The organism is Limnospira fusiformis SAG 85.79 (assembly GCF_012516315.1).
Classification (GTDB): Bacteria; Cyanobacteriota; Cyanobacteriia; order Cyanobacteriales; family Microcoleaceae; genus Limnospira; species Limnospira fusiformis.
In genome coordinates this window covers 2,947,909-2,971,502 of the sequence record NZ_CP051185.1, presented here as the reverse complement: position 1 = coordinate 2,971,502, position 23,594 = coordinate 2,947,909, and the positions used below count along the sequence as shown (strand labels likewise).

General features: G+C 49.4%; 21 protein-coding genes and 5 pseudogenes. 7 read left to right on the top strand and 19 right to left on the bottom strand.

Annotation, left to right across the window (positions count from 1 at the left end):
* Window positions 1–93 precede the first annotated feature (93 nt).
* Window positions 94–417: a hypothetical protein gene (locus tag HFV01_RS13990; RefSeq protein WP_006625613.1), complete on the bottom strand. Its 324-nt coding sequence runs from the start codon at window positions 415–417 to the stop codon at window positions 94–96.
* Between the two features lie 468 nt (window positions 418–885).
* Here HFV01_RS13990 and HFV01_RS13985 point away from each other — a divergent pair.
* The 3 genes and pseudogenes from HFV01_RS13985 to HFV01_RS13965 all read left to right on the top strand — a co-directional run.
* Window positions 886–1,383 (top strand): annotated as a pseudogene (locus HFV01_RS13985) (HNH endonuclease); the annotation flags it as partial.
* Window positions 1,384–2,193: 810 nt separating this feature from the next.
* Window positions 2,194–3,997, top strand: a pseudogene (gene ltrA / locus HFV01_RS30725) (group II intron reverse transcriptase/maturase).
* 52 nt (window positions 3,998–4,049) lie between these two features.
* Entirely contained in the window at window positions 4,050–5,213 is a 1,164-nt protein-coding gene (locus HFV01_RS13965) for an RNA-guided endonuclease InsQ/TnpB family protein (protein ID WP_046319790.1), read from the top strand.
* 16 nt (window positions 5,214–5,229) lie between these two features.
* On the opposite strand, the gene HFV01_RS13960 is transcribed toward HFV01_RS13965, so the two are convergent.
* The gene (locus HFV01_RS13960) at window positions 5,230–5,700 is read right to left on the bottom strand and encodes a DUF4079 domain-containing protein (RefSeq protein ID WP_006619778.1); all 471 of its coding nucleotides are present in this window, start codon (window positions 5,698–5,700) and stop codon (window positions 5,230–5,232) included.
* Between the two features lie 232 nt (window positions 5,701–5,932).
* Here HFV01_RS13960 and HFV01_RS13955 point away from each other — a divergent pair, with 232 nt between their 5' ends.
* Window positions 5,933–7,333, top strand: coding sequence for an ankyrin repeat domain-containing protein (locus HFV01_RS13955; protein WP_006625798.1), 1,401 nt, complete (start codon window positions 5,933–5,935; stop codon window positions 7,331–7,333).
* A 289-nt stretch (window positions 7,334–7,622) separates the two neighbouring features.
* Here the strand turns inward: HFV01_RS13955 and HFV01_RS13950 are convergent.
* Window positions 7,623–8,016, bottom strand: a pseudogene (locus HFV01_RS13950) (zinc ribbon domain-containing protein); the annotation flags it as partial.
* A gap of 358 nt (window positions 8,017–8,374) precedes the next feature.
* Here HFV01_RS13950 and HFV01_RS13945 point away from each other — a divergent pair.
* Both HFV01_RS13945 and HFV01_RS13940 read left to right on the top strand, forming a co-directional pair.
* Window positions 8,375–8,950 (top strand): annotated as a pseudogene (locus tag HFV01_RS13945) (IS607 family transposase); the annotation flags it as partial.
* 37 nt (window positions 8,951–8,987) lie between these two features.
* The gene (locus HFV01_RS13940; protein ID WP_318286263.1) at window positions 8,988–10,055 is read left to right on the top strand and encodes an RNA-guided endonuclease InsQ/TnpB family protein; all 1,068 of its coding nucleotides are present in this window, start codon (window positions 8,988–8,990) and stop codon (window positions 10,053–10,055) included.
* 35 nt (window positions 10,056–10,090) lie between these two features.
* On the opposite strand, the gene msrP is transcribed toward HFV01_RS13940, so the two are convergent.
* Entirely contained in the window at window positions 10,091–11,062 is a 972-nt protein-coding gene (msrP, locus tag HFV01_RS13935; RefSeq protein ID WP_006625794.1) for a protein-methionine-sulfoxide reductase catalytic subunit MsrP, read from the bottom strand.
* A 105-nt stretch (window positions 11,063–11,167) separates the two neighbouring features.
* Here msrP and HFV01_RS13930 point away from each other — a divergent pair, with 105 nt between their 5' ends.
* The gene (locus tag HFV01_RS13930; protein WP_006625793.1) at window positions 11,168–13,231 is read left to right on the top strand and encodes a WD40 repeat domain-containing serine/threonine-protein kinase; all 2,064 of its coding nucleotides are present in this window, start codon (window positions 11,168–11,170) and stop codon (window positions 13,229–13,231) included.
* Between the two features lie 154 nt (window positions 13,232–13,385).
* On the opposite strand, the gene HFV01_RS13925 is transcribed toward HFV01_RS13930, so the two are convergent.
* From HFV01_RS13925 to HFV01_RS13865, 15 genes and pseudogenes are all read right to left on the bottom strand, one after another.
* Complete coding sequence (locus HFV01_RS13925) at window positions 13,386–14,360, bottom strand: YheT family hydrolase (protein ID WP_006669711.1); 975 nt, start codon at window positions 14,358–14,360, stop codon at window positions 13,386–13,388.
* 76 nt (window positions 14,361–14,436) lie between these two features.
* A pseudogene (locus tag HFV01_RS13920) lies at window positions 14,437–14,772 on the bottom strand (TetR/AcrR family transcriptional regulator C-terminal domain-containing protein); the annotation flags it as partial.
* Window positions 14,773–15,275: 503 nt separating this feature from the next.
* Complete coding sequence (locus tag HFV01_RS13915; RefSeq protein ID WP_006616470.1) at window positions 15,276–15,392, bottom strand: photosystem II reaction center protein I; 117 nt, start codon at window positions 15,390–15,392, stop codon at window positions 15,276–15,278.
* A gap of 38 nt (window positions 15,393–15,430) precedes the next feature.
* On the bottom strand, window positions 15,431–15,553 hold the full coding sequence (locus HFV01_RS30720; protein WP_257720192.1) for a hypothetical protein: 123 nt from the start codon (window positions 15,551–15,553) through the stop codon (window positions 15,431–15,433).
* 230 nt (window positions 15,554–15,783) lie between these two features.
* On the bottom strand, window positions 15,784–15,918 hold the full coding sequence (locus tag HFV01_RS30715) for a hypothetical protein (protein WP_318286262.1): 135 nt from the start codon (window positions 15,916–15,918) through the stop codon (window positions 15,784–15,786).
* A complete protein-coding gene (locus HFV01_RS13910) occupies window positions 15,915–16,868 on the bottom strand; it encodes a hypothetical protein (protein WP_193521209.1) in 954 nt (317 codons plus the stop codon). Before HFV01_RS13910 ends, HFV01_RS30715 begins: the two co-directional genes overlap by 4 nt.
* Entirely contained in the window at window positions 16,865–17,938 is a 1,074-nt protein-coding gene (locus HFV01_RS13905; RefSeq protein ID WP_193521208.1) for a hypothetical protein, read from the bottom strand. The genes HFV01_RS13910 and HFV01_RS13905 overlap by 4 nt, the downstream gene beginning before the upstream one ends.
* Entirely contained in the window at window positions 17,935–18,570 is a 636-nt protein-coding gene (locus HFV01_RS13900; protein WP_193521207.1) for a hypothetical protein, read from the bottom strand. Before HFV01_RS13900 ends, HFV01_RS13905 begins: the two co-directional genes overlap by 4 nt.
* A gap of 233 nt (window positions 18,571–18,803) precedes the next feature.
* Window positions 18,804–19,847 (bottom strand): hypothetical protein, encoded by a 1,044-nt coding sequence (locus tag HFV01_RS13895; RefSeq protein WP_193521206.1) that lies wholly within the window; start codon window positions 19,845–19,847, stop codon window positions 18,804–18,806.
* Window positions 19,844–22,096: a hypothetical protein gene (locus HFV01_RS13890; protein WP_193521205.1), complete on the bottom strand. Its 2,253-nt coding sequence runs from the start codon at window positions 22,094–22,096 to the stop codon at window positions 19,844–19,846. Before HFV01_RS13890 ends, HFV01_RS13895 begins: the two co-directional genes overlap by 4 nt.
* Window positions 22,062–22,304: a hypothetical protein gene (locus HFV01_RS13885; protein ID WP_193521204.1), complete on the bottom strand. Its 243-nt coding sequence runs from the start codon at window positions 22,302–22,304 to the stop codon at window positions 22,062–22,064. The genes HFV01_RS13890 and HFV01_RS13885 overlap by 35 nt, the downstream gene beginning before the upstream one ends.
* Window positions 22,301–22,459 (bottom strand): hypothetical protein, encoded by a 159-nt coding sequence (locus tag HFV01_RS13880; protein ID WP_193521203.1) that lies wholly within the window; start codon window positions 22,457–22,459, stop codon window positions 22,301–22,303. The genes HFV01_RS13885 and HFV01_RS13880 overlap by 4 nt, the downstream gene beginning before the upstream one ends.
* Window positions 22,456–22,974 carry a hypothetical protein gene (locus tag HFV01_RS13875; RefSeq protein ID WP_193521202.1) on the bottom strand — a complete coding sequence of 173 codons (519 nt, stop codon included), beginning with the start codon at window positions 22,972–22,974 and terminating at the stop codon, window positions 22,456–22,458. Before HFV01_RS13875 ends, HFV01_RS13880 begins: the two co-directional genes overlap by 4 nt.
* On the bottom strand, window positions 22,971–23,189 hold the full coding sequence (locus tag HFV01_RS13870) for a hypothetical protein (RefSeq protein WP_193521201.1): 219 nt from the start codon (window positions 23,187–23,189) through the stop codon (window positions 22,971–22,973). Before HFV01_RS13870 ends, HFV01_RS13875 begins: the two co-directional genes overlap by 4 nt.
* On the bottom strand, window positions 23,186–23,584 hold the full coding sequence (locus tag HFV01_RS13865) for a hypothetical protein (RefSeq protein ID WP_193521200.1): 399 nt from the start codon (window positions 23,582–23,584) through the stop codon (window positions 23,186–23,188). Before HFV01_RS13865 ends, HFV01_RS13870 begins: the two co-directional genes overlap by 4 nt.
* Window positions 23,585–23,594 lie beyond the last annotated feature (10 nt).

The following is a 23,594-nucleotide window of genomic DNA, read 5'->3' as shown; positions in this document are numbered from 1 at the left end:
GCAATGCCGAAATAACCTCCTAGAGGGCAATTAGACCTTTACACGGTTACTCAGTATCGGTCTAACCCCTCAACTGTATATATGTCCCGACGCTTAGGGAGTTGTGAATCTAAGCAAGGCAGGGAACTCAGGGTCAATCCCATTTAAGAAATCACAGAATACACTTTTATCTTCCAAGTATACTACAAGGAGGAGTATTTCAACCCACTTGGGGTGATTTGGGAAAGAGTAAAGGCGGTAGCCACCCCCAGTTTCAGAAATCACAAATCTGGGATTGAAGCGGGGAACGGAAGGCGTGAAGTAGAACCTACTACCAGAGGCGACCACTGCCAACCATCCATGATTAGGGAAACCGAATGTCTGGCTTGAACCACCGTAACTAGTTAGCAGCGAAATAGGCTGATACGCTGCGTCCAAAAGGACAAGGGGAAAAGTAGGGTAATTATGTCATCACCTACACAGACCTTTAAAATGTACCCCGGTGGATAGGACAAATCTAAAGATGGAATGCCCATATATACGGAACGTTGAAACCCCTGTTGGGCTCTCTGCGAGTACATCTCGTAGAGTAGTGAAAAGTGTAAGCGCAAGCCCATAAGGGGAAGGGATGTGACTGAAAGCCAATGCCTAACTGTAATGGTTGGGATATGCCCACTAGTCACGATATGGATATAGAGACTGCGATAAGTAAGAGTTTAATGGCGAAAGCGAGTTTAAAGACTAACGCAAGCATATAGCTCCCAAAGTTGAAGTCATAAAGCAGGGGGTAGTAACCTTGTTCCTTTGACAAAGAGGGTATCCACATCAGGAGCCGTGTGAAGGGAAACTTTCAAGCACGGTTTTGAATGGGAGTTGGGAAAGGTGACTTTCCTTTCGACCCCTACCATCTGGTTAATGTTACGGGCATGGACAGCATCAAGATGCGGAAAGGCAAGTTACGAAAAGCTAGGAAACTACTTCCACAAAGGAACGGTTAAACTTAGCAATGGGAAAGAGAGACATGAATCCTGGTTATTCAAGACCAAGGATGGATTCACATTATGGCAACATAGTTGGACTCCAAATGTTAGACACACCCCAATACGCCCTGACGCAACACCATACGACGGAAATTGGACTTACTGGGCAACCAGGAAAGGACAAGCAATTGAAACGCCAAATAGGGTAGCAAAACTACTCAAAAAGCAAAAAGGTAGGTGTACCTGGTGCGGACAATATTTCGTACCACCGGATTTAGTTGAAGTAGACCACATTATACCTCGAAACCAAGGTGGAAAGGATGAATATAAGAATCTCCAACTACTACACCGCCACTGTCACGATGATAAAACGGCGTTAGACAACGCCAAAGCTGTATCCTTAACAACGGAGCAGTCAGATTAGGAGCCGTGTGATGGGAAACTGTCACGCACGGTTTTGTATGGGAGGGGGTAGAGGCGACTCTACTCTCGACCCCTACTACTACTTACTTACGACAATAGTGCGGGAGTCTGAAAGCCCCGTCGCTTTAGCGCGGGGATGAAAGACGACACGGCGACTTGAGTCGCCGTCCTGCCAAGACGGCTTATATTGTGTGCATGGATATAGCCATGATGTGCGATTCGTTCCCGCCAAAAGTAGAAGGAAAATTCCTGAAACGTAGGCGGGGCAGGGAACACAGCCCCCAAAGGGCATTGAACCTTGACAACTAGATATCGATGGTGGTGAAAGTCCATCCCGCGAGGTGTATCGCGTGAAAGCACGTCCCCCACAGTAGCGACTGGTCATCAATCTGTGAAGCGGGGATGAAAGGGAGTAAGCCTGGGTCTAAACGGGCGCCCTCTTGAGCAAGTGTCCATGGATAGAAAACGAAGTCACGTCCGAAAGCGTCGTTACTATAAACCTGCGAAAATTAGACTGACACGCAGGAGCCAAAATGGCTAAAGGATAAAGGGGAGGCTGATATCATACAGACCTCTCATACACCCAAATAAACCCGGCGTAAAGTGGCATCCTAAAGGCACAATCAATCGATATCTGGAACGAAGTAACCTCCGTTGTTGCTCTCAGGAATAAGGTCGAAATCCTGAGTAGGAAACCATCCGCAAGCCAACGTGAGGAAGGATTGAGTCAGAAGCGAATGTCTGGGGTAATGCCCAGGATATGCTGACGGACTCACGATAACTTGGAAGATGGAGCCTTAGTAGCATGGAAATGCCCAAAACGATTGGAAACAATACGGTGGTGCTGGAATGGCAAGATGTTGATTGGAAATCAATCGAACGTCGAGTCTTCCGCCTGCAAAAACGGATTCATCAAGCCGAACGTCGTGGTGACATCAAAACAGTTCGCGGACTCCAAAAGTTACTGCTGAAGAGCTGGTCAGCCAGAATGTTAGCGGCTCGTCGGGTTACACAAGATAATCAAGGCAAAAAGACGGCAGGAGTGGATGGGGTTAAATCCCTATCCCCAAAAGCACGTATGCGCCTTGTAGGTCAATTGAAGCTCAACTCAAAAGCCAAACCCGCACGTCGGGTATGGATTCCCAAACCGGGAAGAGACGAAAAGAGACCATTAGGAATACCCACAATATACGACCGCGCATTACAAGCCTTAGTCAAAATGGCACTCGAACCCCAATGGGAAGCCAAATTTGAACCTAACTCATACGGGTTCAGACCAGGTAGGTCTTGTCAGGACGCAATCGGGGCAATATTCAATGCCATTAGGTGCAAACCTAAATGGGTATTAGACGCCTGACATTGCTAAATGCTTTGACAGGATTGACCATGGCAAACTATTGGACAAGCTCGAAACGATACCCGCCATCAGACGACAAATCCGGGCATGGTTAAAAGCTGGGGTAATAGATTCTGGACAGCTATTCCCGACCGATGAGGGGACACCACAGGGAGGCGTAATAAGTCCCCTACTGGCAAATATTGCCCTCCACGGCATGGAAGAGAGCATCAAGGAATTAGTGGAACAACTACCTGGAAAAGGTAGTCGTACCAATCGAAGACGAGCAGTATCCTTAATCAGATACGCAGATGACTTCGTTATCATTCACGAAAACCTTGGGGTAATCGAGAAATGTCGTGACCACATCCAGGAATGGTTGAAAGGGATGGGATTAGAACTCAAAGAGGAAAAAACTCATATCACTCACACTCAAGAGTGTGATAATGGGATTCGATTTTCTCGGTTTTAACATCCGACAACATAAAGTTGGCAAATACAAAACCGGGAAGAATACCCATAATGAGCCTCTAGGATTCAAAACCATCATCAAACCCAGCAAGAAGGCTGTCAAGTCCCATTACCAGAAATTGAAACAGATAGTAGATTCTCACATCGTCGCACCACAAGAGGGGCTAATTAGGAACACCTTAATCCGGTCATCAGGGGATGGAGTAACTACTACTCAACTGCGGTGTCAAAACAAATATTCTCCCAATTGGACGAACTCCTCTATTGGAAATTAGCCAGATGGGGAAAAAGAAGACACTCAAATAAGACTGGGAAATGGGTAGCTCGGAAATATTGGCGGAAGATTGGAAGTAGAAATTGGGCTTTCGCGACTCGCACGGAGTCAAACCCGATGCAGTTACGAAGCCATGCAGAAACACCAATTATCCACCACACCAAGGTCAAAGGCGAAGCCAGTCCATACGACGGTAATCTTAAATACTGGAGTACAAGAATGGGCAAACAACCAGGAATTCCTACAAGGGTGTCAAAGCTCTTGAAGAAACAAAAAGGGAAGTGCGCCCACTGCGGACTAACATTCCGGGAAGAAGACGTGATGGAAATCGACCACATCATCCCTAAGTCGAAAGGCGGAAAGGATACATACAAGAACCTCCAACTTCTTCACCGTCACTGTCACGACGTTAAGACGGCCTTAGATGGTAGTCACGGTTCTCATGACAAGAGCCAAGTTATCGAGGAGCCGGATGAGGTTAAAGTCTCAAGTCCGGTTTTGGAGACGAGTCGGGTGGGCGACTACCCGGCTTAGTTTAACTGTACTAGAGTTCAAAGCCTACGGAAAACCCCAGCAATTCAGCGCCATAGACGAGGCGGTGAGAACAGTTCAGTTCATCCGAAACCAAGCCATCCGTTATTGGATGGACAACCAGGGAACTGGACAGAACGACCTGCAAAAGCTATGTGCTCAACTTGCTAAGGAATTCCCTTTTGCTGCTGAACTCAACAGCATGGCTCGGCAAGCATCCGCAGAAAGAGCCTGGAGTGCAATCTCTCGATTCTACGAAAACTGCAAGAAGGGTATCCCCGGAAAGAAAGGGTTTCCCTCTTTTAAGAAAAATAACCGCTCGGTAGAGTACAAAACCTCTGGGTGGAAGTTAGACTCGAATCGCAAGGCAATCACCTTCACCGACAAGAAGGGCATTGGTAGACTAAAGCTCAAAGGCACTCGTGATCTGCATTTCTATCCAATAGAGCAGATTAAGCGAGTTCGCCTCGTCAAAAGAGCCGATGGCTACTATGTTCAGTTCTGTATTCGTGTAGAACGGACTGAATTTGTTGAACCCTCTGGTCGAGCCATCGGCTTGGATGTTGGACTCAAAGAGTTCTACACCGATAGCAACGGTGAAACAGTTGGAAACCCCCGGCATCTCAGGAAAAGTGAATCACGACTAAAGCAGTCGCAGCGCACTGTTTCCAGAAGGAAGAAAGGGGGTCAGAATCGAGCCAAGGCCAAGGTGGTTCTAGGCAAGCGCCATCTCAAGATAAGTAGGCAGCGTAAAGATTTGGCTGTGAAGTTGGCAAGATGCGTAATCCAGTCTAACGACTTGGTAGCCTATGAAGATTTGAGAATCAGGAATATGGTGCGAAATCACAGCCTTGCTAAATCGATTAGCGACGCTTCCTGGTATCAGTTTAGGGTGTGGTTGGAATATTTGGGCAAGGTGTTCGGCAAGAGCACTATTGCTGTTCCACCCCACAGGACAAGCCAGGAATGCTCTCGCTGCGGTGTCATTGTGCAGAAGACTTTATCCACTCGAACTCATGTTTGTCGATGTGGATGTGTGATGGACAGGGACTATAATGCAGCGAGAAACATCCTTAGTCGGGGATTGAGTACGGTAGGGCATACCGGAACTTTGGCGCTAGACGCAAGCAACGCTTCAGGAGAATCGACCTCTACTTTGGCTGGAGCAATCCTGTCTGAGCAAGTTGGCTCGTTGAGTGAAGAATCCCCGTCGCTTTAGCGCGGGGAGTGTCAAACTACATATTGCTGATAATCCGTTGCAGGATTTCTACCCCTGTTAGGGCTTGCCATAAAAACAGTCCTAACAATACTGTGTTCAAGCCGATATGAGTATATCGCGCCCAATTAACCCCCTTTTGCATCAGGGGACTCAGAGAAGCTGAAACCGCCACCATTCCAGTCATCCCTAATCCTACTAGGAGATGAGGACCCACAAATAATTTATGGTTGTTGATATAGGTGACACTCATTCCACCAATAGAGCCTAGCACCATCAAAGCCAGGATCAGCGACCCGACTTGATAGTGTTTGCTATTGAATTTTCCCTTGATCAGTTCTTTTTTCTGTTCCCCCTCGGATGACCTGGTGCGCCGAATTTGCACCCCTAGGTACATTGCGTAAATTGTTAGCGCTAACAACACCCACATAATCGCTGGGTGAATAAAATTCAGGTAGGGTTTGATAGTATCTGGAATTGGCAGATCCATAGTGTTCTCCGAATCGGTAAAATGATGAAACCTTAATAAAACTTAGCATATTACCGATCAGTTGTGTTTGTGATATCTTCCGGCTGTGGGAATTTGCTTATGTTATGGGCTAAAAAGATTGACTGTTTTTGATAGATCCTGCGAAGATGCAATTGGCAACTGCGGGGTTCTCTATTATGGAGTCATCGTAGTTCTGTCCTCCAACCAACGAGTGGGATGAGAAAAACATTTCATGGGTTCAACAACACAGCGGGACACTACCTTACTTAGAGCGGTTAAGACGGGTAATTTAATTAACACCCGCGCTCTCCTGGCTAAGGGGGGAAATGCTAACGCTAAAGATCGCGATGGTGTTACGGTGTTAATGTTCGCAGCACAGGCAGGATACTTGGAGATTTTGCGGGTGTTGGTGCAACGGGGAGCTGATGTTAATTATGCTAGTCGCCGCTATGGTATCACGGCCCTTATGGTGGCGGCGGCTCATGCTCAACTTGATTGCGCTCGTTTTCTACTACAAAGCGGCGCTAATGTCAATGCTCAAAATGAGGACGGTAGCACGGCTCTCATGGCTGCTACCCAGATGGGCGATCGCTCTATGGTAAAATTGCTATGCCACCATGGGGCTGATGTTAATGTCATCGATCGCTCCGGCGATACAGCCTGGAAATTAGCCCTATCACAAAACCATCTCGAAATTGCTGAAGACCTCCGGGAAGCTGGGGCTACCTTAGAGCCATTACCTGATTCGAGCATATTATTTCCGGTGGTTGCCTCTGGTCGCCCTGAAGGTCTCCCCACCTGGCTGGACATGGGTTTAAATGTCAATGTCTGTAATGAGTCTGGGGAAACTCCCCTTATGGTGGCTACTGATAGGGGAGATTGGCAAATGGTAGAATTATTGATCCGAGCTGGGGCTAATGTTAATGCCCGCAATAGCGATGGTAGCACCGCTCTCATGGCGGCGGCGGCTCAGGGTCAATTATCTATCGCTAGTGCCTTGCTTAAAGCTGGGGCTGATATTTATACTGGCGATCGCGATGGTGAAACTGCTCTACATTTGGCTGTCCTAGAAGGACACCAGGATATGGTGAAACTCCTATTGGGTTGGGGTGCTGATGTTCACGCGGTTAATCGCTTCGGCGATGTCCCCCTGATGTTGGCAGCTATCCAGGGACATAGTGAAATTATGACTCTGTTAGTTCCTCGTATTTCTCGCGATCGCCGTGATGCTCTTCTTAATGCTAAAATTAGTGGCGAAACTCCTCTTTCTTTGGCTATCCGACAGGGAGATTTAAACGCTGTACAAATCCTGCTTAATAGTGGTGCCGATATTCATCTGACTACAGAAGGCGGTAAAACTCCCTTGATGACCGCCGCTGAAGTGGGAAATGTGGCGATTATTGAACGGCTACTTCTTACCCCAATTGACCTGAATCTTCAGGACGAAAAGGGAGCTACAGCTTTGATGTGGGCGGCTCATCGTGGTCATCAGTTCGCAGTTCAATTGCTCATTGAACGCGGTGCAAATATTAATCTTAAACATCGTGGGGGTTGTACAGCTTTAATGTTAGCCGAATTTAACCGACATCACGAAATTGTTAAGCTGTTGAGAGCCGCTGGCGCTCAAGAATAACTTGATTTTTTATTCAATTAACCAACCCTCGCGCGGAAAGAATAGAGGTTGACAGGGACGGCGAGGAATGCTATGATAGATGTATAGTTAGATAATGGTAATATGTCTATCCCAGAACAAAAAGCATATATCTCTATTATATAGAATATACCATGAAGCCCAGGCAAAAGTCAAGTCCCCTGCCTCGAATCGGGCGAATTTTTAACATTAATTAAAATTTGTTACAAAACTTAACATAAATGGGAAGATCATGATTTCCCAGGAGGTTGAGCAATTGACGCTGATACATTTACGCGACATTTATCCGGCTATTGCCTGACAATGCGACGATAGCACTATTACCCGTTAAGGCAACAGAGGCGGTATCCCGCAAAGCTTTTAGAAAGATTCCAAAAGCACCGTTCAAGTCCCGTGGTAGAGTGAACCCGCACTCAGGACATCGGAACACTTTTGAGCCACCTAGCTGGGAATGAACATGACCACAGTGAGTACAGGTTTTGCTGGTGTATTCTTCGGTCACATCTACAACTGTTCAGTTATTTCCGCGCTTGATGTCTCAGGGTTAGTTTGAATCGATAATGCGCCCATGTCAGCATGGCGCGGGCAGTCTTAGACCTGATTAGACGCTTCACCTTGGCAACCATATTGGAAGTCTCGAAGGGGGGCCCAAAAATCAGGCTGTGTTATGGGATGGTCAGGGATGCGACCCAATCAACCAAGGGGTTGAAGTCCTCACCGGGTAGTTATTTCGCCCATTTCAGCTCTATTTCATACCCGAAGGTCTCGCACCCATACTTGGTATTGTAGCGCATCGCCCTAATTGGTTCAACTAATCTGCGATTAAATTAAGCTCCTTGATTTTTATGATTTTCGCCAAGCGTGAACTAGAGATCGAGATGGGTCTGACGACTGGCTCGGACTATTGAGAACCGTTACCTGCTATCCTTAGCATGGCAGAATGGGAGCATGATTTAATCTCAAATTAGGTTAATATTTTAGGGCAATACGGTATAATAAGCGAGAAGAGTTGAGGATAAACCTATTGCCAAATATGTCAAACCCAAGGAAGCCGCCCAAATCCTTGGAGTCCATGAAAGAACACTCCGCAGATGGGACGACAATGGCTCAATCGAGACCATCAGAACCCCCGCTGGGCAACGACGATACAACGTTGAGTGATATACTGCTGCCAAATCAGGCAGTGACAAACGCAAAGTCGTTATCTATGCCAGAGTTAGTAGCCGCGCCCAGCAGTCCGACCTCAACCGACAGGTGGCCGCACTGTCCAACCTCTACCCCGAAGCAGAAGTCGTCTCAGAAATCGGAGGCGGGCTCAACTTCAAGGGAAAGAAAATGCTGGCCTTACTGGGACATCATTTGTCAGGAGATGTCGGCATGGTTGTCGTTGCCCACCAAGACCGATTGGCAATATGGGGATTTGACTTGTTTCGATGGCTCTGTGAGCAAAACAGGTGCTCACTCATGGTTCTCAACGAGACAAGTCTCAGTCCAGAACCAGAAATGGTTGAGGACATCCTCGCCATCCTCCACTGCTTCAGTTCCCGATTATACGGACGGAGTAAATACAAAACTCAGGTCAAAGAAGATCCGGATTTACCCCAGCCCGGAGCTAAATCAAGTCTGGCGCAAATGGTTGGCCGCTTGTCGGTATTGCTATAACCAAGCAATTGCATTATCCCGGAGTGGTAAACGACTAAGCAAGTTAAAGTTACGCAATAAAGTGATGCAGAGTGACTTACCCGAATGGGTCAAAGAAACACCCTGCCACATTCGGCAGAATGCTATCTTTGATGCCTATCTCGCCTTTTCAGCCAGTCCTGGCGCCAGGTTTAGGAGCTGTCGGGATAGTTCTCAAGCCATCAAGTTTAACGATGCTAATTTCTCTTCAGGGAGTTGGTATCCAAGACTAACGAAAGGATTAACTTTCATGGTTTCCGAACCCATCCCTAAAACTTGCGGGCAAGGGACTCAGTTGGTGTTTACCAAAGGTCGATGGTTGGCGATTTTCCCTGAACCAGTTGCCGTTACCCCAACTGACGCTACTGGCGTGATTGCATTAGACCCGGGTGTGCGAACTTTCATAACTGGGTTTGATGGCTCTCGGTTTCTGGAATTGGGCTCCGGGGATATTGGAGGCATTACTAGGCTATGTCAACATTTGGATGATTTGATGAGCCGAATCGCCAAGGAACCCTGTCGTTCAAGGAGGCGACGGATGAGGCAAGCGGCTCAACGAATGAGAACCAAAATCCGCAATCTAGTTGATGAAGCCCACAAACAAATTGCTCACTACTTGACTCACAACTACAGCCTAATTTTTTTGCCCACCTTCGAGACTTCCAACATGGTTGCCAAAGCCAAGCGGAAAATCAAATCCAAGACTGCCCGAGCCATGCTGACATGGGCGCATTATCGATTCAAACTAACCCTGAGACATCAAGGGGAAATAACTGGAACCACAGTTGTAGATGTGACGGAAGAATACACCAGCAAAACCTGTACTCACTGTGGTCATGTGCATTCCCAGCTAGGTGGCTCAAAAGTGTTCCGATGTCCGGAGTGTGGGTTCACTCTACCCAGGGACTGGAACGGTGCTTTTGGAATCTTTCTAAAAGCTTTGCGGGATACCGCCTCTGTTACCTTAACGGGTAATAGTGCTATCGTCGCATTGTCAGGCAATAGCCGGATAAATGTCGCGTAAATGTATCAGTGTGGGTTAGCTGGCTGGTGAACTTTTCAGGTGTACAAATGGGCTACATATTCTCCATAGCCGTTATAAATTAATGTGGGTTGAGTGTCCCAGGAGAAACTCGGACCATTACCAACAATGCGTTCGGTAGCTTGAGACCAACGGGGATGAGGTTTGTTAGGGTTAACATTAGCCACAAAGCCATATTCGTTAGGGACTAAGGTATTCCAAAATGTGGGAGGTTGGTGGTCTAAAAATTCGATTTTGACAATAGATTTAGCGCCTTTAAAGCCGTATTTCCAAGGTAGAACCATGCGTAAAGGTGCGCCATTTTGTTTGGGGAGAGTTTTACCATAAATTCCGGTGGCAAAAAATGCCAATTCATTAGCCATTTCCTGAATGGTTAATCCCTCGGTATATGGCCAGGGATAATTAGTAGCCCAGAAACCAGGACCTTTGGTGATTTTGGGGTCATAAAAGGAAGTGAAGCGGACAAATTTGGCGGCGCTGGTGGGTTCAACGTCGGCCATGAGTAGACGCATGGGAAAACCGACCCAGGGAACTACCATCGCCCAGGCTTCGACACAGCGAAATCGATAGATTCTTTCTTGGAGGGGGAATTTTTGGTGTAAATCATCGATATCGTAGGTGCGGGGATTTTTGACGAGTCCTGAGACTTCTACTCGCCAGTTATCGGTAGGGAGGTTTTGGGCGGCTTCCCAAATAGATTTAGACCCGCCAAATTCGTAGTAGTTGTTATAACGGGTAGCAAGGTCTTCGGGGGTAGTTGCTGATGAGAGATTGAGAAAGTTAGGATTTGGGGCTAGGTTGGGATAGGGGGTTTGGGTAGTCTGGAAGGTGGCAGAAGTGCGATCGCATCCCTGTAGGGGTAAAATAGAGGCGGCCAGTCCGGCTCCGACTACTTGTTTGATAAATTTACGGCGGTTGACAAAGGCTGATTCTGAGGTAATCAGTTTTTCGGGTAGTTGCCAGTCGGGAGATATGCGAATTAGCGACATATATATAGAGTGTTGCGTTTTATTACATGGTTTTTCTGCTAGTGTGGCTACCCAGGTGTGAAAAGCATATCATATAATTGGAATACACCGAAACAATGCCTGGTTATGAGTTACTGCATAAATCCCCAGTGTCAGCACCCGCAGAATTCTCCTGGTCAAAAGACTTGTAAGAGTTGTGGAGCTAGTTTGCGCCTGAAAGACCGCTACCGGATCGTGAGGATTTTAGGAGAAAGTGCTAACAGTCGGACTTTTTTGGCTGTCGATGAGGATAAGCCGTCTAAGCCTCAGTGTACGATTAAGCAATTTATGGGTTCGCCAGAAAATGTTGATTCTGGAACTGGTGAAATCGATTGCTATAAGCATATAGAAGTGGATTTGAGGTTGCGTGCGCGGGAGTTGGAGAGAATTGGTCAGAATACTTTGATTCCAGAACTTTGGGCGAGTTTTGAAGAGGATGGATCTAAGTATTTTGTTCATGAGTATATTCGCGGACGCAATTTGGCTGATGAGTTGGCTAGTGATGGGGTATTTGGAGAAATCCAGATTTGGGATCTACTTACGTCTGTACTTCCGGTGCTAGAGGTTGTCCATGAAAATGGTATTGTTCATGGGGATATTAAGCCGGAGAATATTGTCCGTTCCCCTCAATATAATGGTTATGGGGGTAATCGTTTGTCTCTGGTGGATTTTGGGTCGGCTATTCCTCTGGTGGAAGTTGAACAATACCCTGGTGAACGGATGATGGGAGCGGCGGAATATGTGGCCCCAGAACAAACTCAAGGACATTTTGATGGGAGAAATGATCTGTACAGTTTGGGGGTGACTTGTCTGCACTTAATGACAGATGTTTCGCCTTTTGAGTTGTTTGATGTCAAATCAAATACTTGGGTGTGGCGAGACTACCTTAAACGCCCTGTTAGCCGTCGATTAGGCAGGATTTTAGATAGGTTGGTAGAGCGAAATCCGGCCCGTCGTTATCAGTCAGCATCGGAGGCGATCGCTTCTTTGAAAGGAGGACCGACGGCTGGGGCGTTGGCGGAAAGTTCTGACCAGCAGTGGATTATGACGGCTTGGGGTGGAATTGCGCTCACAATACTGTCTCTAATTTTGGCTTCGCGATTGCCGACTCCGGTTCCCGAAACCCCCAGAAGCCCAGAAATTCCGGTGAGAAGAATGCCGGAGGTTCGCCCTAACTATAACAGAAACAGACCTGATAATTATCGCCGCCGTTATCAGAACAGACAATCTTCTGGGGTGCGGACCTTGCGATCGGGTGATGGGCCGATTTGGTCGATCGCTATTACTCCCGATGGTCAATTGGTAGCTAGTGGTCAGACTGATGGCTCGATTAACTTGGTGGATATTGATACGGGGACTGTAGTTAATACTTTATCTGGTCATAACCAACCGGTTGGTACAATAGCGATCGCTCCTGAAGGTCGATTTTTGGCTAGTGCTGGGGGTGATGGCACTATTCGGATTTGGGACTTGTGGAATAGTCGTCTGGTGCGGGTGTTACCTGGTCATCGGGGTTGGGTTCATGCTTTGGCTTTTAGTCCTGATGGTGCTAGTTTGGCTAGTGCGGGAGGTGATGGGTCGATTCGCTTGTGGAATGTTGACACCGGCTTTGAGGAAAGAACTTTACGGGGTTACGAGGAACAGATACAGGCGATCGCTTTTAGTGCTAATGGTCAAATGTTAATCAGTGGTAGCAGTAATGGTTTGCTGGAATTATGGGATCGGGAAACTGGTGAATTGCGGCGGAGTTTAGCGGCTCATCCTCAAGCTATCTGGTCTTTGGCTGTTAGTCCTGATGGTCAAACTCTGGCTACGGGAAGTTGGGATCGGACTGTCCGCCTCTGGGACTTAAATCGCCTGGAGTTGGAATATTTTACCAGTCTCCCCCTGCAAACTTTGACCGGTCATGATGAGAAAATTCAATCTCTGTCTTTTAGTCCTGATGGTCAAACTCTGGCTAGTGGGGATTTTGACGGTACTGTTAAGTTATGGCAAATCAGGCCAGGGGGCTTAACGGGGACGATTAAAGGTCATCAACACTGGGTGAATGTGGTTTTTAACCCGGTTCAGCCAACTTTAGTTAGTGGCAGTTTTGATAATAGTATTAAGGTGTGGCCAATGGGTTGGTCTCGCGTGGGTCGCCATCCCTAGGGGCTAGTTCTCCAGTCCATCCTCTATTCTACCAGAGTCTTGATAACCCCTCGCCAAGTCTGGTTTGACTGGCGGCGGCGAGAAGGCGACGCACCCTAAGATGATTGTGATTTGACGGTTACAATAATCACGCCGCCTGGCTATGGGTGCATAATCATCGCCGGCTTCCAAACCAGTTTAAAATGCGATTCCATGCCCACCAAGGGTCACGATCGCCCCATTGTTTTTGACAGGATTTACTGCTAATATGGCAGACGTGCCCTCCTGATGGGGTTAGCCATAGGTCAATGGCTTTATTCTGTCTCGCTAACGCTTTTAAATCGGGGATAATACTGGGGTCGAATAGAGGGTCATCTTCGGCATATAAAATTAGGGTGGGTTTGTATAATTGCGGTAAAATCTGCAAGCCACTGGTGGCGGTAAAATAGTCTTCTACTGTGGCAAATCCTAGTTTTTCAATTACTAATTCGTGGTCAAAACTACGAATTGAATTGACTCTGGCGATCGCTTCTGGATTGAAGATATTGGGGTGGTTTGGATTTAGTTGATGGGCGAGTATTTGCAGTTGGCGGGTAATGGCTTTTTCTAAATACTTCCCGACCGGATGATTTTCTAAATAGGCTAGGGATCTATTGGAGTCTAAACTAGGGCAAACTACAGCCGCACCAGCTATGTCTAAATTGCTGGAACTTTGGGCGGCTTTTAACCCCCACAAGGCTAATTGTCCCCCCAAGGAAAAACCTAATAAACTTATGGGGGCTGGACAGCCTAGGGCGAGTGACTGGTTAGCAATTTCTACAAAGTCTTGTCCTTCATATAAGCCGTCAGATTGCAGTGTGGGGGAGAGTTTACCCGTTTGACCGTGGGCGCGCCAGTCGAATAATACTACCGCATAACCATGGGCAAAGGCTTTGCGACCTAGTATTTTTAAAAACCACTGATTTTCTAAGTCTCCTACAATGCCATAAGTGCCAATTATTGTGCCTTGGGGGTTGGGGGGAATTGCATAAATACCAAAGATGGGGACACCCCCCGCCCCGGTGAATATTTTTTGTTGATAGGGGGGGGCGGGTTCGTGGGTGTGATTTTGCCAGGTTTTGCTAATTTGCAGGGCTGTATAAAGGGTCATTATTAACCCGTTTTTAAGGAAAAATGGGGGGCGATAACTGGGAGATGACGACATGATTTGATGGGATGATGATTCTTTATGGTAGGGCTTTTTGATGGATAATTAATTCTACTAAATTATCGATTAGGCGATCGGCTGTCATGGGTAGGGAATCTTGGCTTGGCAAAATCTCTTGGACTACCATATAATGAATCAGGGAGCCTACGAAGATTCGGGCTGTGGCTTCCGGGTCGGTAATAGTCAATTCTTGACAGGTTTTTAAATACTCTTTCAGGGTTTCTATGGCGGGCTTGACTAGGGTTGTTAAAAATACTTGGGCTAGGTCTGGGCGTTTTCCTGACTCGGAGACTATTAACCGGAGCAAGCTAAGATATTCGCGATCGCTTATATTTTCCATTAGTATTCCCTTGGCTAAGTCTCGTAAGACTAACTCTGGTTTCCCTGATAGGGGAGGCGACCTCTCGGAGTTTTTCCGGGGCTATCCTTTTGACTAGGGCGGTAAACAACCCATCTTTGTCGGAAAAATGACTATATATAGGGTTGGTTTGGACACCCCGGCTGCTTGGGCGACTCTATCCATCTGATATATGGGCTTATACCTTGATAGAATCTGCCTTTTAAATCATATATCGGAGTAGGTGCGATCGCATAGTTATTAACTTCTCCCTAGCTAATTAAAAGGAGTTAATCATAGCGGATTTTAGCGAGTTATATTGGCAGTTTAGTTAGGGAAAGATGCCAATCTATAGGGTAATTATAGGCAGTTTTTTAGATAACAATTAACCACATATTATGGCTAGTAAAACTTATCCCAAATCGGTGATACTGGGGTAAATGGAGTTATGGGTTATACATGATAACTGATCACCCCATTTACCCCCCTAGATCAGGTTTTGGCTTGGGAATTCCGCCGGATTACTCTAAGTCCCGACGCTTGGGGTTTCGTGAGGGGTCATTGGATAAGAATCCAAAGATAAATAAGCCTACGAAGAAGAGGACAACGATGTTAACGATGATTTTCAGAGTTACCATTGTTTTATTACTCCCTGGGGAATCTGTTTTTGATTGGGTTATGCAATTTGCACTGTTTTCCCATCATATCTTAATTTGGGCTTTGGTTTAAGGATTTTATGGCTTTCTGGGGCGATCGCTTTCTGAACCAGTGTTGAATAAATAATCAAGCGTACAGCCATGTTTCCCCCACGGTTAAATCATAGCAGATGTGGCGGTGGATGTCAAGGGGATTCGGGGAGAGGTGGCGATCGCTTTCTGAACCGTTGAATAAATAATCAAGCGTATAGCCATGTTTACCCCACGGTTAAATCATAGCAGATGTGGCGGTGGATGTCAAGGGGATTCGGGGAGAGGTGGCGATCAGAGTGTTGAATAAATAATCAAGTGTATAGCCATGTTTACCCCATGCTTAAATGATAGCAGATGTGGCGGTGGATGTCAAGGGGAGCTGGGGGAAGTTGGGAAGTTGGAGAGTTGACAGGTGGGAAGTCCGAGAGTTGGAGAGTTTCAAAGCTGGGAAGTCCGAGAGTTGACAGGTCTTCAAGTTGACGGGTGGGAGTTGGGGGAAGTCCGAGAGTTGACGGGTGGGAGTTGACGGGTGGGAGTTGACAGGTCCGAGAGTTGACAGGTGGGAGTTGACAGGTCTGAGGTGGGGTAAGTCCGAGAGTTGACAGGTCCGAGAGTTGACAGGTCTGAGAGTTGGAGAGTTTCAAAGTTGGAAAGCTGGGAAGTTGGAAAGCTGGGAAGTTGGAAAGTTGGGAAGTTGGGAAGCTGGGAAGTTGGGAAGTTGGGAAGTTGGGAAGTCCGAGAGTTGACAGGTCCGAGGTGGGAGTTGGGGGAAGTCCGAGAGTTGGAAAGTTTCCAAGCTGGGAAGTCCGAGAGTTGGAAAGTTGGGAAGTTGGGAAGTTGGGAAGTTGGGAAGTTGGGAAGTTGGGAAGTCCGAGAGTTGACAGGTCCGAGGTGGGAGGTGGGGTAAGTCCGAGAGTTGACAGGTCCGAGAGTTGACGGGTGAGAGTTGGGGGAAGTCCGAGAGTTGACAGGTGGGAGTTGGGGGAAGTCCGAGAGTTGACAGGTGGGAGTTGGGGGAAGTCCGAGAGTTGACAGGTCCGAGGTGGGAGTTGGGGGAAAGTCCGACAGTTGGGAAGTTGGGAAGTCCGAGAGTTGACGGGTGAGAGTTGGGGGAAGTCCGAGAGTTGACAGGTCCGAGGTGGGAGTTGGGGGAAGTCCGAGAGTTGGAGAGTTTCCAAGCTGGGAAGTTGGAAAGTTGGGAAGTTGGGAAGTTGGAAAGTTGGAAAGTTGGAAAGTTGGGAAGTTGGGAAGTTGGGAAGTTGGGAAGTCCGAGAGTTGACGAGTCCGAGGTGGGAGTTGGGGGAAGTCCGAGAGTTGGGAAGTTGGGAAGTCCGAGAGTTGACGGGTGGGAGTTGGGGGAAGTCCGAGAGTTGGAGAGTTGACAGGTCCGAGGTGGGGTAAGTCCGAGAGTTGACAAGTCCTCAAGTTGACAAGTCTTCAAGTTGACAGGTCGGAGGTGGGAGTTGAGGGAAGTCCGAGAGTTGGGAAGTTGGGAAGTCCGAGAGTTGACAGGTCCGAGAGTTGACAGGTGGGAAGTCCGAGAGTTGACGAGTGAGAGTTGGGGGAAGTCCGAGAGTTGACAGGTCCGAGGTGAGAGGTGGGGTAAGTCCGAGAGTTGACAGGTCTGAGAGTTGGAGAGTTTCAAAGTTGGAAAGCTGGGAAGTTGGAAAGCTGGGAAGTTGGGAAGTTGGGAAGTTGGGAAGTTGGGAAGTTGGGAAGTCCGAGAGTTGACAGGTCCGAGGTGGGAGGTGGGGTAAGTCCGAGAGTTGACAGGTCCGAGAGTTGACGGGTGAGAGTTGGGGGAAGTCCGAGAGTTGACGGGTGAGAGTTGGGGGAAGTCCGAGAGTTGACAGGTGGGAGTTGGGGGAAGTCCGAGAGTTGACAGGTCCGAGGTGGGAGTTGGGGGAAAGTCCGACAGTTGGGAAGTTGGGAAGTCCGAGAGTTGACGGGTGAGAGTTGGGGGAAGTCCGAGAGTTGACAGGTCCGAGGTGGGAGTTGGGGGAAGTCCGAGAGTTGGAGAGTTTCCAAGCTGGGAAGTTGGGAAGTTGGGAAGTTGGGAAGTTGGAAAGTTGGAAAGTTGGAAAGTTGGGAAGTTGGGAAGTTGGGAAGTTGGGAAGTCCGAGAGTTGACGAGTCCGAGGTGGGAGTTGGGGGAAGTCCGAGAGTTGGGAAGTTGGGAAGTCCGAGAGTTGACGGGTGGGAGTTGGGGGAAGTCCGAGAGTTGGAGAGTTGACAGGTCCGAGGTGGGGTAAGTCCGAGAGTTGACAGGTCCTCAAGTTGACAAGTCTTCAAGTTGACAGGTCGGAGGTGGGAGTTGAGGGAAGTCCGAGAGTTGGGAAGTTGGGAAGTCCGAGAGTTGACAGGTCCGAGAGTTGACAGGTGGGAAGTCCGAGAGTTGACGAGTGAGAGTTGGGGGAAGTCCGAGAGTTGACAGGTCCGAGGTGAGAGGTGGGGTAAGTCCGAGAGTTGACAGGTCTGAGAGTTGGAGAGTTTCAAAGTTGGAAAGCTGGGAAGTTGGAAAGCTGGGAAGTTGGGAAGTTGGGAAGTTGGGAAGTTGGGAAGTTGGGAAGTCCGAGAGTTGACAGGTCCGAGGTGGGAGGTGGGGTAAGTCCGAGAGTTGACAGGTCCGAGAGTTGACGGGTGAGAGTTGGGGAAGTCCGAGAGTTGACGGGTGAGAGTTGGGGGAAGTCCGAGAGTTGACGGGTGAGAGTTGGGGGAAGTCCGAGAGTTGACAGGTCCGAGGTGGGAGTTGGGGGAAAGTCCGACAGTTGGGAAGTTGGGAAGTCCGAGAGTTGACGGGGTGAGAGTTGGGGGAAGTCCGAGAGTTGACAGGTCCGAGGTGGGAGTTGGGGGAAGTCCGAGAGTTGGAGAGTTTCAAGCTGGGAAGTTGAAAGTTGGGAAGTTGGGAAGTTGGAAAGGTTGGGGAAAGTTGGGAAGTTGGGAAGTTGGGAAGTTGGGAAGTTGGGAAGTCCGAGAGTTGACGAGTCCGAGGTGGGAGTTGGGGGAAGTCCGAGAGTTGGGAAGTTGGGAAGTCCGAGAGTTGACGGGTGGGAGTTGGGGGAAGTCCGGAGAGTTGGAGAGTTGACAGGTCCGAGGTGGGGTAAGTCCGAGAGTTGACAAGTCCTCAAGTTGACAAGTCTTCAAGTTGACAGGTCGGAGGTGGGAGTTGAGTTGAGGAAGTCCGAGAGTTGGGAAGTTGGGAAGTGCCGAGAGTTGACAAAGTCCGAGAGTTGACAGGTGGGAAGTCCGAGAGTTGGGAAGTCCGAGAGTGAGGAGTTGGGGAAGTCCGAGAGTTGACAGGTCCGAGGTGAGAGGTGGGGGAAGTCCGAGAGTGGACAGGTCTGAGAGGTTGGGGTAAGTTCTAGAGTTGACTGGGTGGGAAGTTGGGAAGTCTGAGAGTTGACAGGTCGGAGGTGGGAGTTGGGGAAGTCCGAGAGTTGGGAGGGAAGTAGTTAGCTGGGAAGTCCGAGAGTTGGAAAGTTGGGAAGTTGGGAAGTTGGGAAGTTGGGAAGTTGGGAAGTTGGAAAGTCCGAGAGTTGACAGGTCGGAGGTGGGAGTTGGGGGAAGTCCGAGAGTGGGGAAGTTGACAGGTCCTCAAGTTGGAGAGTTGACAGGTCGGAGGTGGGAGTTGGGGGAAGTCCGAGAGTTGGAAAGTTGACAGGTGAGAGGTGGGGTAAGTCCTAGAGTTGACGGGTGGGAGTTGACAGGTCTGAGAGTTGACAGGTCGGAGGTGGGAGTTGAGGGAAGTCCGAGAGTTGGGAAGTTGGGAAGTCCGAGAGTTGACAGGTCCGAGAGTTGACAGGTGGGAAGTCCGAGAGTTGACGAGTGAGAGTTGGGGGAAGTCCTCAAGTTGGAGAGTTGACAAGTCCGAGGTGGGGGAAATTGGAAAGTCCGACAGTTGGAAAGTTGGGAAGTCCTCAAGTTGACAAGTCTTCAAGTTGACAGGTCGGAGTTGGGGGGAAGTCCGAGAGTGGGGAAGTTGGGGACGTCCTCTAAGTTGGAGAGTTGACAGGTCGGAGGTGGGAGGTGGGGGAAAGTCCGACAGTTGGAAAGTTGACAGGTGAGAGGTGGGGTAAGTCCTAGAGTTGACGGGTGGGAGTTGACAGGTCTTCAAGTTGACAGGTCGGAGGTGGGAGTTGGGGGAAGTGGGGGTGGAGAGTGGGGAAGTTGGTGGGAAGTCCGAGAGTTGACGGGTGGGAAGTCCGAGAGTTGCAGGTGGTTGGGAAGTCCGAGAGTTGTGAGAGTTGGGGGAATCGTAGTTGGAGAGTTGACAAGTCCGAGGTGGGGAAATTGGGGGAGGAAGTCCGACAGTTGGGAAAGTTGGGAAGTCCTCAAGTTGACAAGTCCTCAAGTTGACAGGTCGGAGTTGGGGGAAGTCGGAGAGTGGGGAAGTTGGGGAAGTCAAGGTTGGAGTGAGAGTTGACAGGTCGGAGGTGGGAGTTGGGTGGAAAAAGTCCGACAGTTGGGAGTTGGAAAGTTGGGAAGTTGGAAAGTCCGAGAGTTGACAGGTCGGAGGTGGGAGTTGGGGGAAGTCCGAGAGTTGGAAAGTTGACAGGTGAGAGGTGGGGTAAGTCCTAGAGTTGAGGGTGGGAGTTGACAGGTCTTAAGTTGCAGGTCGGAGGGTGGGAGGTGGGAGTTGGGGAAAGTCTGATGAAGCTTTCCTGGGAAGTCCGGGTGGAAAGTTGGGAAGTTGGAAAGTTGGGAAGTTGGGAAGGTTGGGGAAGTTGGGAAGTCCGAGAGTTGACAGGTCCGAGGTGGGAGGTGGGGTAAGTCCGAGAGTTGACAGGTCCGAGAGTTGACGGGTGAGAGTTGGGGGAAGTCCGAGAGTTGACGGGTGAGAGTTGGGGGAAGTCCGAGAGTTGACGGGTGAGAGTTGGGGGAAGTCCGAGAGTTGACAGGTCCGAGGTGGGAGTTGGGGGAAGTCCGACAGTTGGAGAGTTTCCAAGCTGGGAAGTTGGAAAGTTGGAAAGTTGGGAAGTTGGGAAGTTGGAAAGTTGGGAAGTTGGGAAGTTGGAAAGTTGGAAAGTTGGGAAGTCCGAGAGTTGACGGGTGGGAGTTGGGGGAAGTCCGAGAGTTGGAGAGTTGACAGGTCCGAGGTGGGGTAAGTCCGAGAGTTGACAGGTCCTCAAGTTGACAAGTCTTCAAGTTGACAGGTCGGAGGTGGGAGTTGAGGGAAGTCCGAGAGTTGGGAAGTTGGGAAGTCCGAGAGTTGACAGGTCCGAGAGTTGACAGGTGGGAAGTCCGAGAGTTGACGAGTGAGAGTTGGGGGAAGTCCGAGAGTTGGAGAGTTGACAAGTCCGAGGTGGGGGAAATTGGAAAGTCCGACAGTTGGAAAGTTGGGAAGTCCTCAAGTTGACAAGTCTTCAAGTTGACAGGTCGGAGTTGGGGGAAGTCGGAGAGTGGGGAAGTTGACAGGTCCTCAAGTTGGAGAGTTGACAGGTCGGAGGTGGGAGTTGGGGGAAAGTCCGACAGTTGGGAAGTTGGAAAGTTGGGAAGTTGGAAAGTCCGAGAGTTGACAGGTCGGAGGTGGGAGTTGGGGGAAGTCCGAGAGTGGGGAAGTTGACAGGTCCTCAAGTTGGAGAGTTGACAGGTCGGAGGTGGGAGTTGGGGGAAGTCCGAGAGTTGGAAAGTTGACAGGTGAGAGGTGGGGTAAGTCCTAGAGTTGACGGGTGGGAGTTGACAGGTCTTCAAGTTGACAGGTCGGAGGTGGGAGTTGAGGGAAGTCCGAGAGTTGGGAAGTTGGGAAGTCCGAGAGTTGACAGGTCCGAGAGTTGACAGGTGGGAAGTCCGAGAGTTGACGAGTGAGGGTTGGGGGAAGTCCTCAAGTTGGAGAGTTGACAAGTCCGAGGTGGGGGAAATTGGAAAGTCCGACAGTTGGAAAGTTGGGAAGTCCTCAAGTTGACAAGTCTTCAAGTTGACAGGTCGGAGTTGGGGGAAGTCGGAGAGTGGGGAAGTTGACAGGTCCTCAAGTTGGAGAGTTGACAGGTCGGAGGTGGGAGTTGGGGGAAAGTCCGACAGTTGGGAAGTTGACAGGTGAGAGGTGGGGTAAGTCCTAGAGTTGACGGGTGGGAGTTGACAGGTCTGAGAGTTGACAGGTCGGAGGTGGGAGTTGAGGGAAGTCCGAGAGTTGGGAAGTTGGGAAGTCCGAGAGTTGACAGGTCCGAGAGTTGACAGGTGGTAAGTCCGAGAGTTGACGAGTGAGAGTTGGGGGAAGTCCGAGAGTTGGAGAGTTGACAAGTCCGAGGTGGGGGAAATTGGAAAGTCCGACAGTTGGAAAGTTGGGAAGTCCTCAAGTTGACAAGTCTTCAAGTTGACAGGTCGGAGTTGGGGGAAGTCGGAGAGTGGGGAAGTTGACAGGTCCTCAAGTTGGAGAGTTGACAGGTCGGAGGTGGGAGTTGGGGGAAAGTCCGACAGTTGGGAAGTTGGAAAGTTGGGAAGTTGGAAAGTCCGAGAGTTGACAGGTCGGAGGTGGGAGTTGGGGGAAGTCCGAGAGTGGGGAAGTTGACAGTCCTCAAGTTGGAGGTTGGGAGGGGGGGTTGGCAGTTGACAGGTGGAGGTGGGAGTTGGGGAGAAAGTCGTTGACAGTTGGAAAGTTGACAGGTGAGAGGTGGGGTAAGTCCTAGAGTTGACGGGTGGGAGTTGACAGGTCTTCAAGTTGACAGGTCGGAGGTGGGAGTTGAGGGAAGTCCGAGAGTTGGGAAGTTGGGAAGTCCGAGAGTTGACAGGTCCGAGAGTTGACAGGTGGGAAGTCCGAGAGTTGACGAGTGAGGGAGTTGGGGAAGTCCGAGAGTTGGAGAGTTGACAAGTCCGAGGTGGGGAAAGTTGGAAAGTCCGACAGTTGGAAAGTTGGGATAGTCCTCAAGTTGACAAGTCTTCAAGTTGACAGGTCGGAGTTGGGGAAGTCGGAGAGTTGGGAAGTTGGGAAGTCCGAGAGTTGAGTTGAAGTCCGAGAGTTGGAAGGTTGACAAGTCGGGAGATTGGAAAGTCCGACAGTTGGAAAGTTGGGGAAGTCCTCAAGTTGACAAGCCAAGTTGACAAGTCGGAGTTGGGGGAAGTCGGAGAGTGGGGAAGTTGACAGTCCTCAAGTTGGAAGTTGACAAGTCTTCAAGGGACAGGTCAGTGAAGTTGGGGAAGTCCTGACAGGTCGGGGTTGGGAGTTGGGGAAGTCCGAGAGTTGGGGACAGGTCCTCAAGTTGGAGAGTTGACAGGTCGGAGGTGGGAGTTGGGGGAAAGTCCGACAGTTGGAAAGTTGACAGGTGAGAGGTGGGGTAAGTCCTAGAGTTGACGGGTGGGAGTTGACAGGTCTTCAAGTTGACAGGTCGGAGGTGGGAGTTGAGGGAAGTCCGAGAGTTGGGAAGTTGGGAAGTCCGAGAGTTGACAGGTCCGAGAGTTGACAGGTGGGAAGTCCGAGAGTTGACGAGTGAGAGTTGGGGGAAGTCCGAGAGTTGGAGAGTTGACAAGTCCGAGGTGGGGGAAATTGGAAAGTCCGACAGTTGGAAAGTTGGGAAGTCCTCAAGTTGACAAGTCTTCAAGTTGACAGGTCGGAGTTGGGGGAAGTCGGAGAGTTGGGAAGTTGGGAAGTCCGAGAGTTGACAGGTCCGAGAGTTGACAGGTGGGAAGTCCGAGAGTTGACGAGTGAGAGTTGGGGGAAGTCCGAGAGTTGGAGAGTTGACAAGTCCGAGGTGGGGGAAATTGGAAAGTCCGACAGTTGGAAAGTTGGGAAGTCCTCAAGTTGACAAGTCTTCAAGTTGACAGGTCGGAGTTGGGGGAAGTCCGAGAGTGGGGAAGTTGACAGGTCCTCAAGTTGGAGAGTTGACAGGTCGGAGGTGGGAGTTGGGGGAAGTCCGAGAGTTGGAAAGTTGACAGGTGAGAGGTGGGGTAAGTCCTAGAGTTGACGGGTGGGAGTTGACAGGTCTTCAAGTTGACAGGTCGGAGGTGGGAGTTGGGGGAAGTCGGAGAGTGGGGAAGTTGGGAAGTCCGAGAGTTGACAGGTCCGAGAGTTGACAGGTGGGAAGTCCGAGAGTTGACGAGTGAGAGTTGGGGGAAGTCCGAGAGTTGGAGAGTTGACAAGTCCGAGGTGGGGGAAATTGGAAAGTCCGACAGTTGGAAAGTTGGGAAGTCCTCAAGTTGACAAGTCTTCAAGTTGACAGGT

Excerpts from the sequence above, each read along its gene's own strand:
- HFV01_RS13960 (WP_006619778.1), bottom strand. The coding sequence starts at position 5,700 with ATGGATCTGCCAATTCCAGATACTATCAAACCCTACCTGAATTTTATT.
- HFV01_RS13955 (WP_006625798.1), top strand. The coding sequence starts at position 5,933 with ATGGGTTCAACAACACAGCGGGACACTACCTTACTTAGAGCGGTTAAG.
- msrP (WP_006625794.1), bottom strand. The coding sequence starts at position 11,062 with ATGTCGCTAATTCGCATATCTCCCGACTGGCAACTACCCGAAAAACTG.
- HFV01_RS13930 (WP_006625793.1), top strand. The coding sequence starts at position 11,168 with ATGAGTTACTGCATAAATCCCCAGTGTCAGCACCCGCAGAATTCTCCT.
- HFV01_RS13925 (WP_006669711.1), bottom strand. The coding sequence starts at position 14,360 with ATGACCCTTTATACAGCCCTGCAAATTAGCAAAACCTGGCAAAATCAC.
- HFV01_RS13915 (WP_006616470.1), bottom strand. The coding sequence starts at position 15,392 with ATGGTAACTCTGAAAATCATCGTTAACATCGTTGTCCTCTTCTTCGTA.
- HFV01_RS30720 (WP_257720192.1), bottom strand. The coding sequence starts at position 15,553 with ATGGCTGTACGCTTGATTATTTATTCAACACTGGTTCAGAAAGCGATC.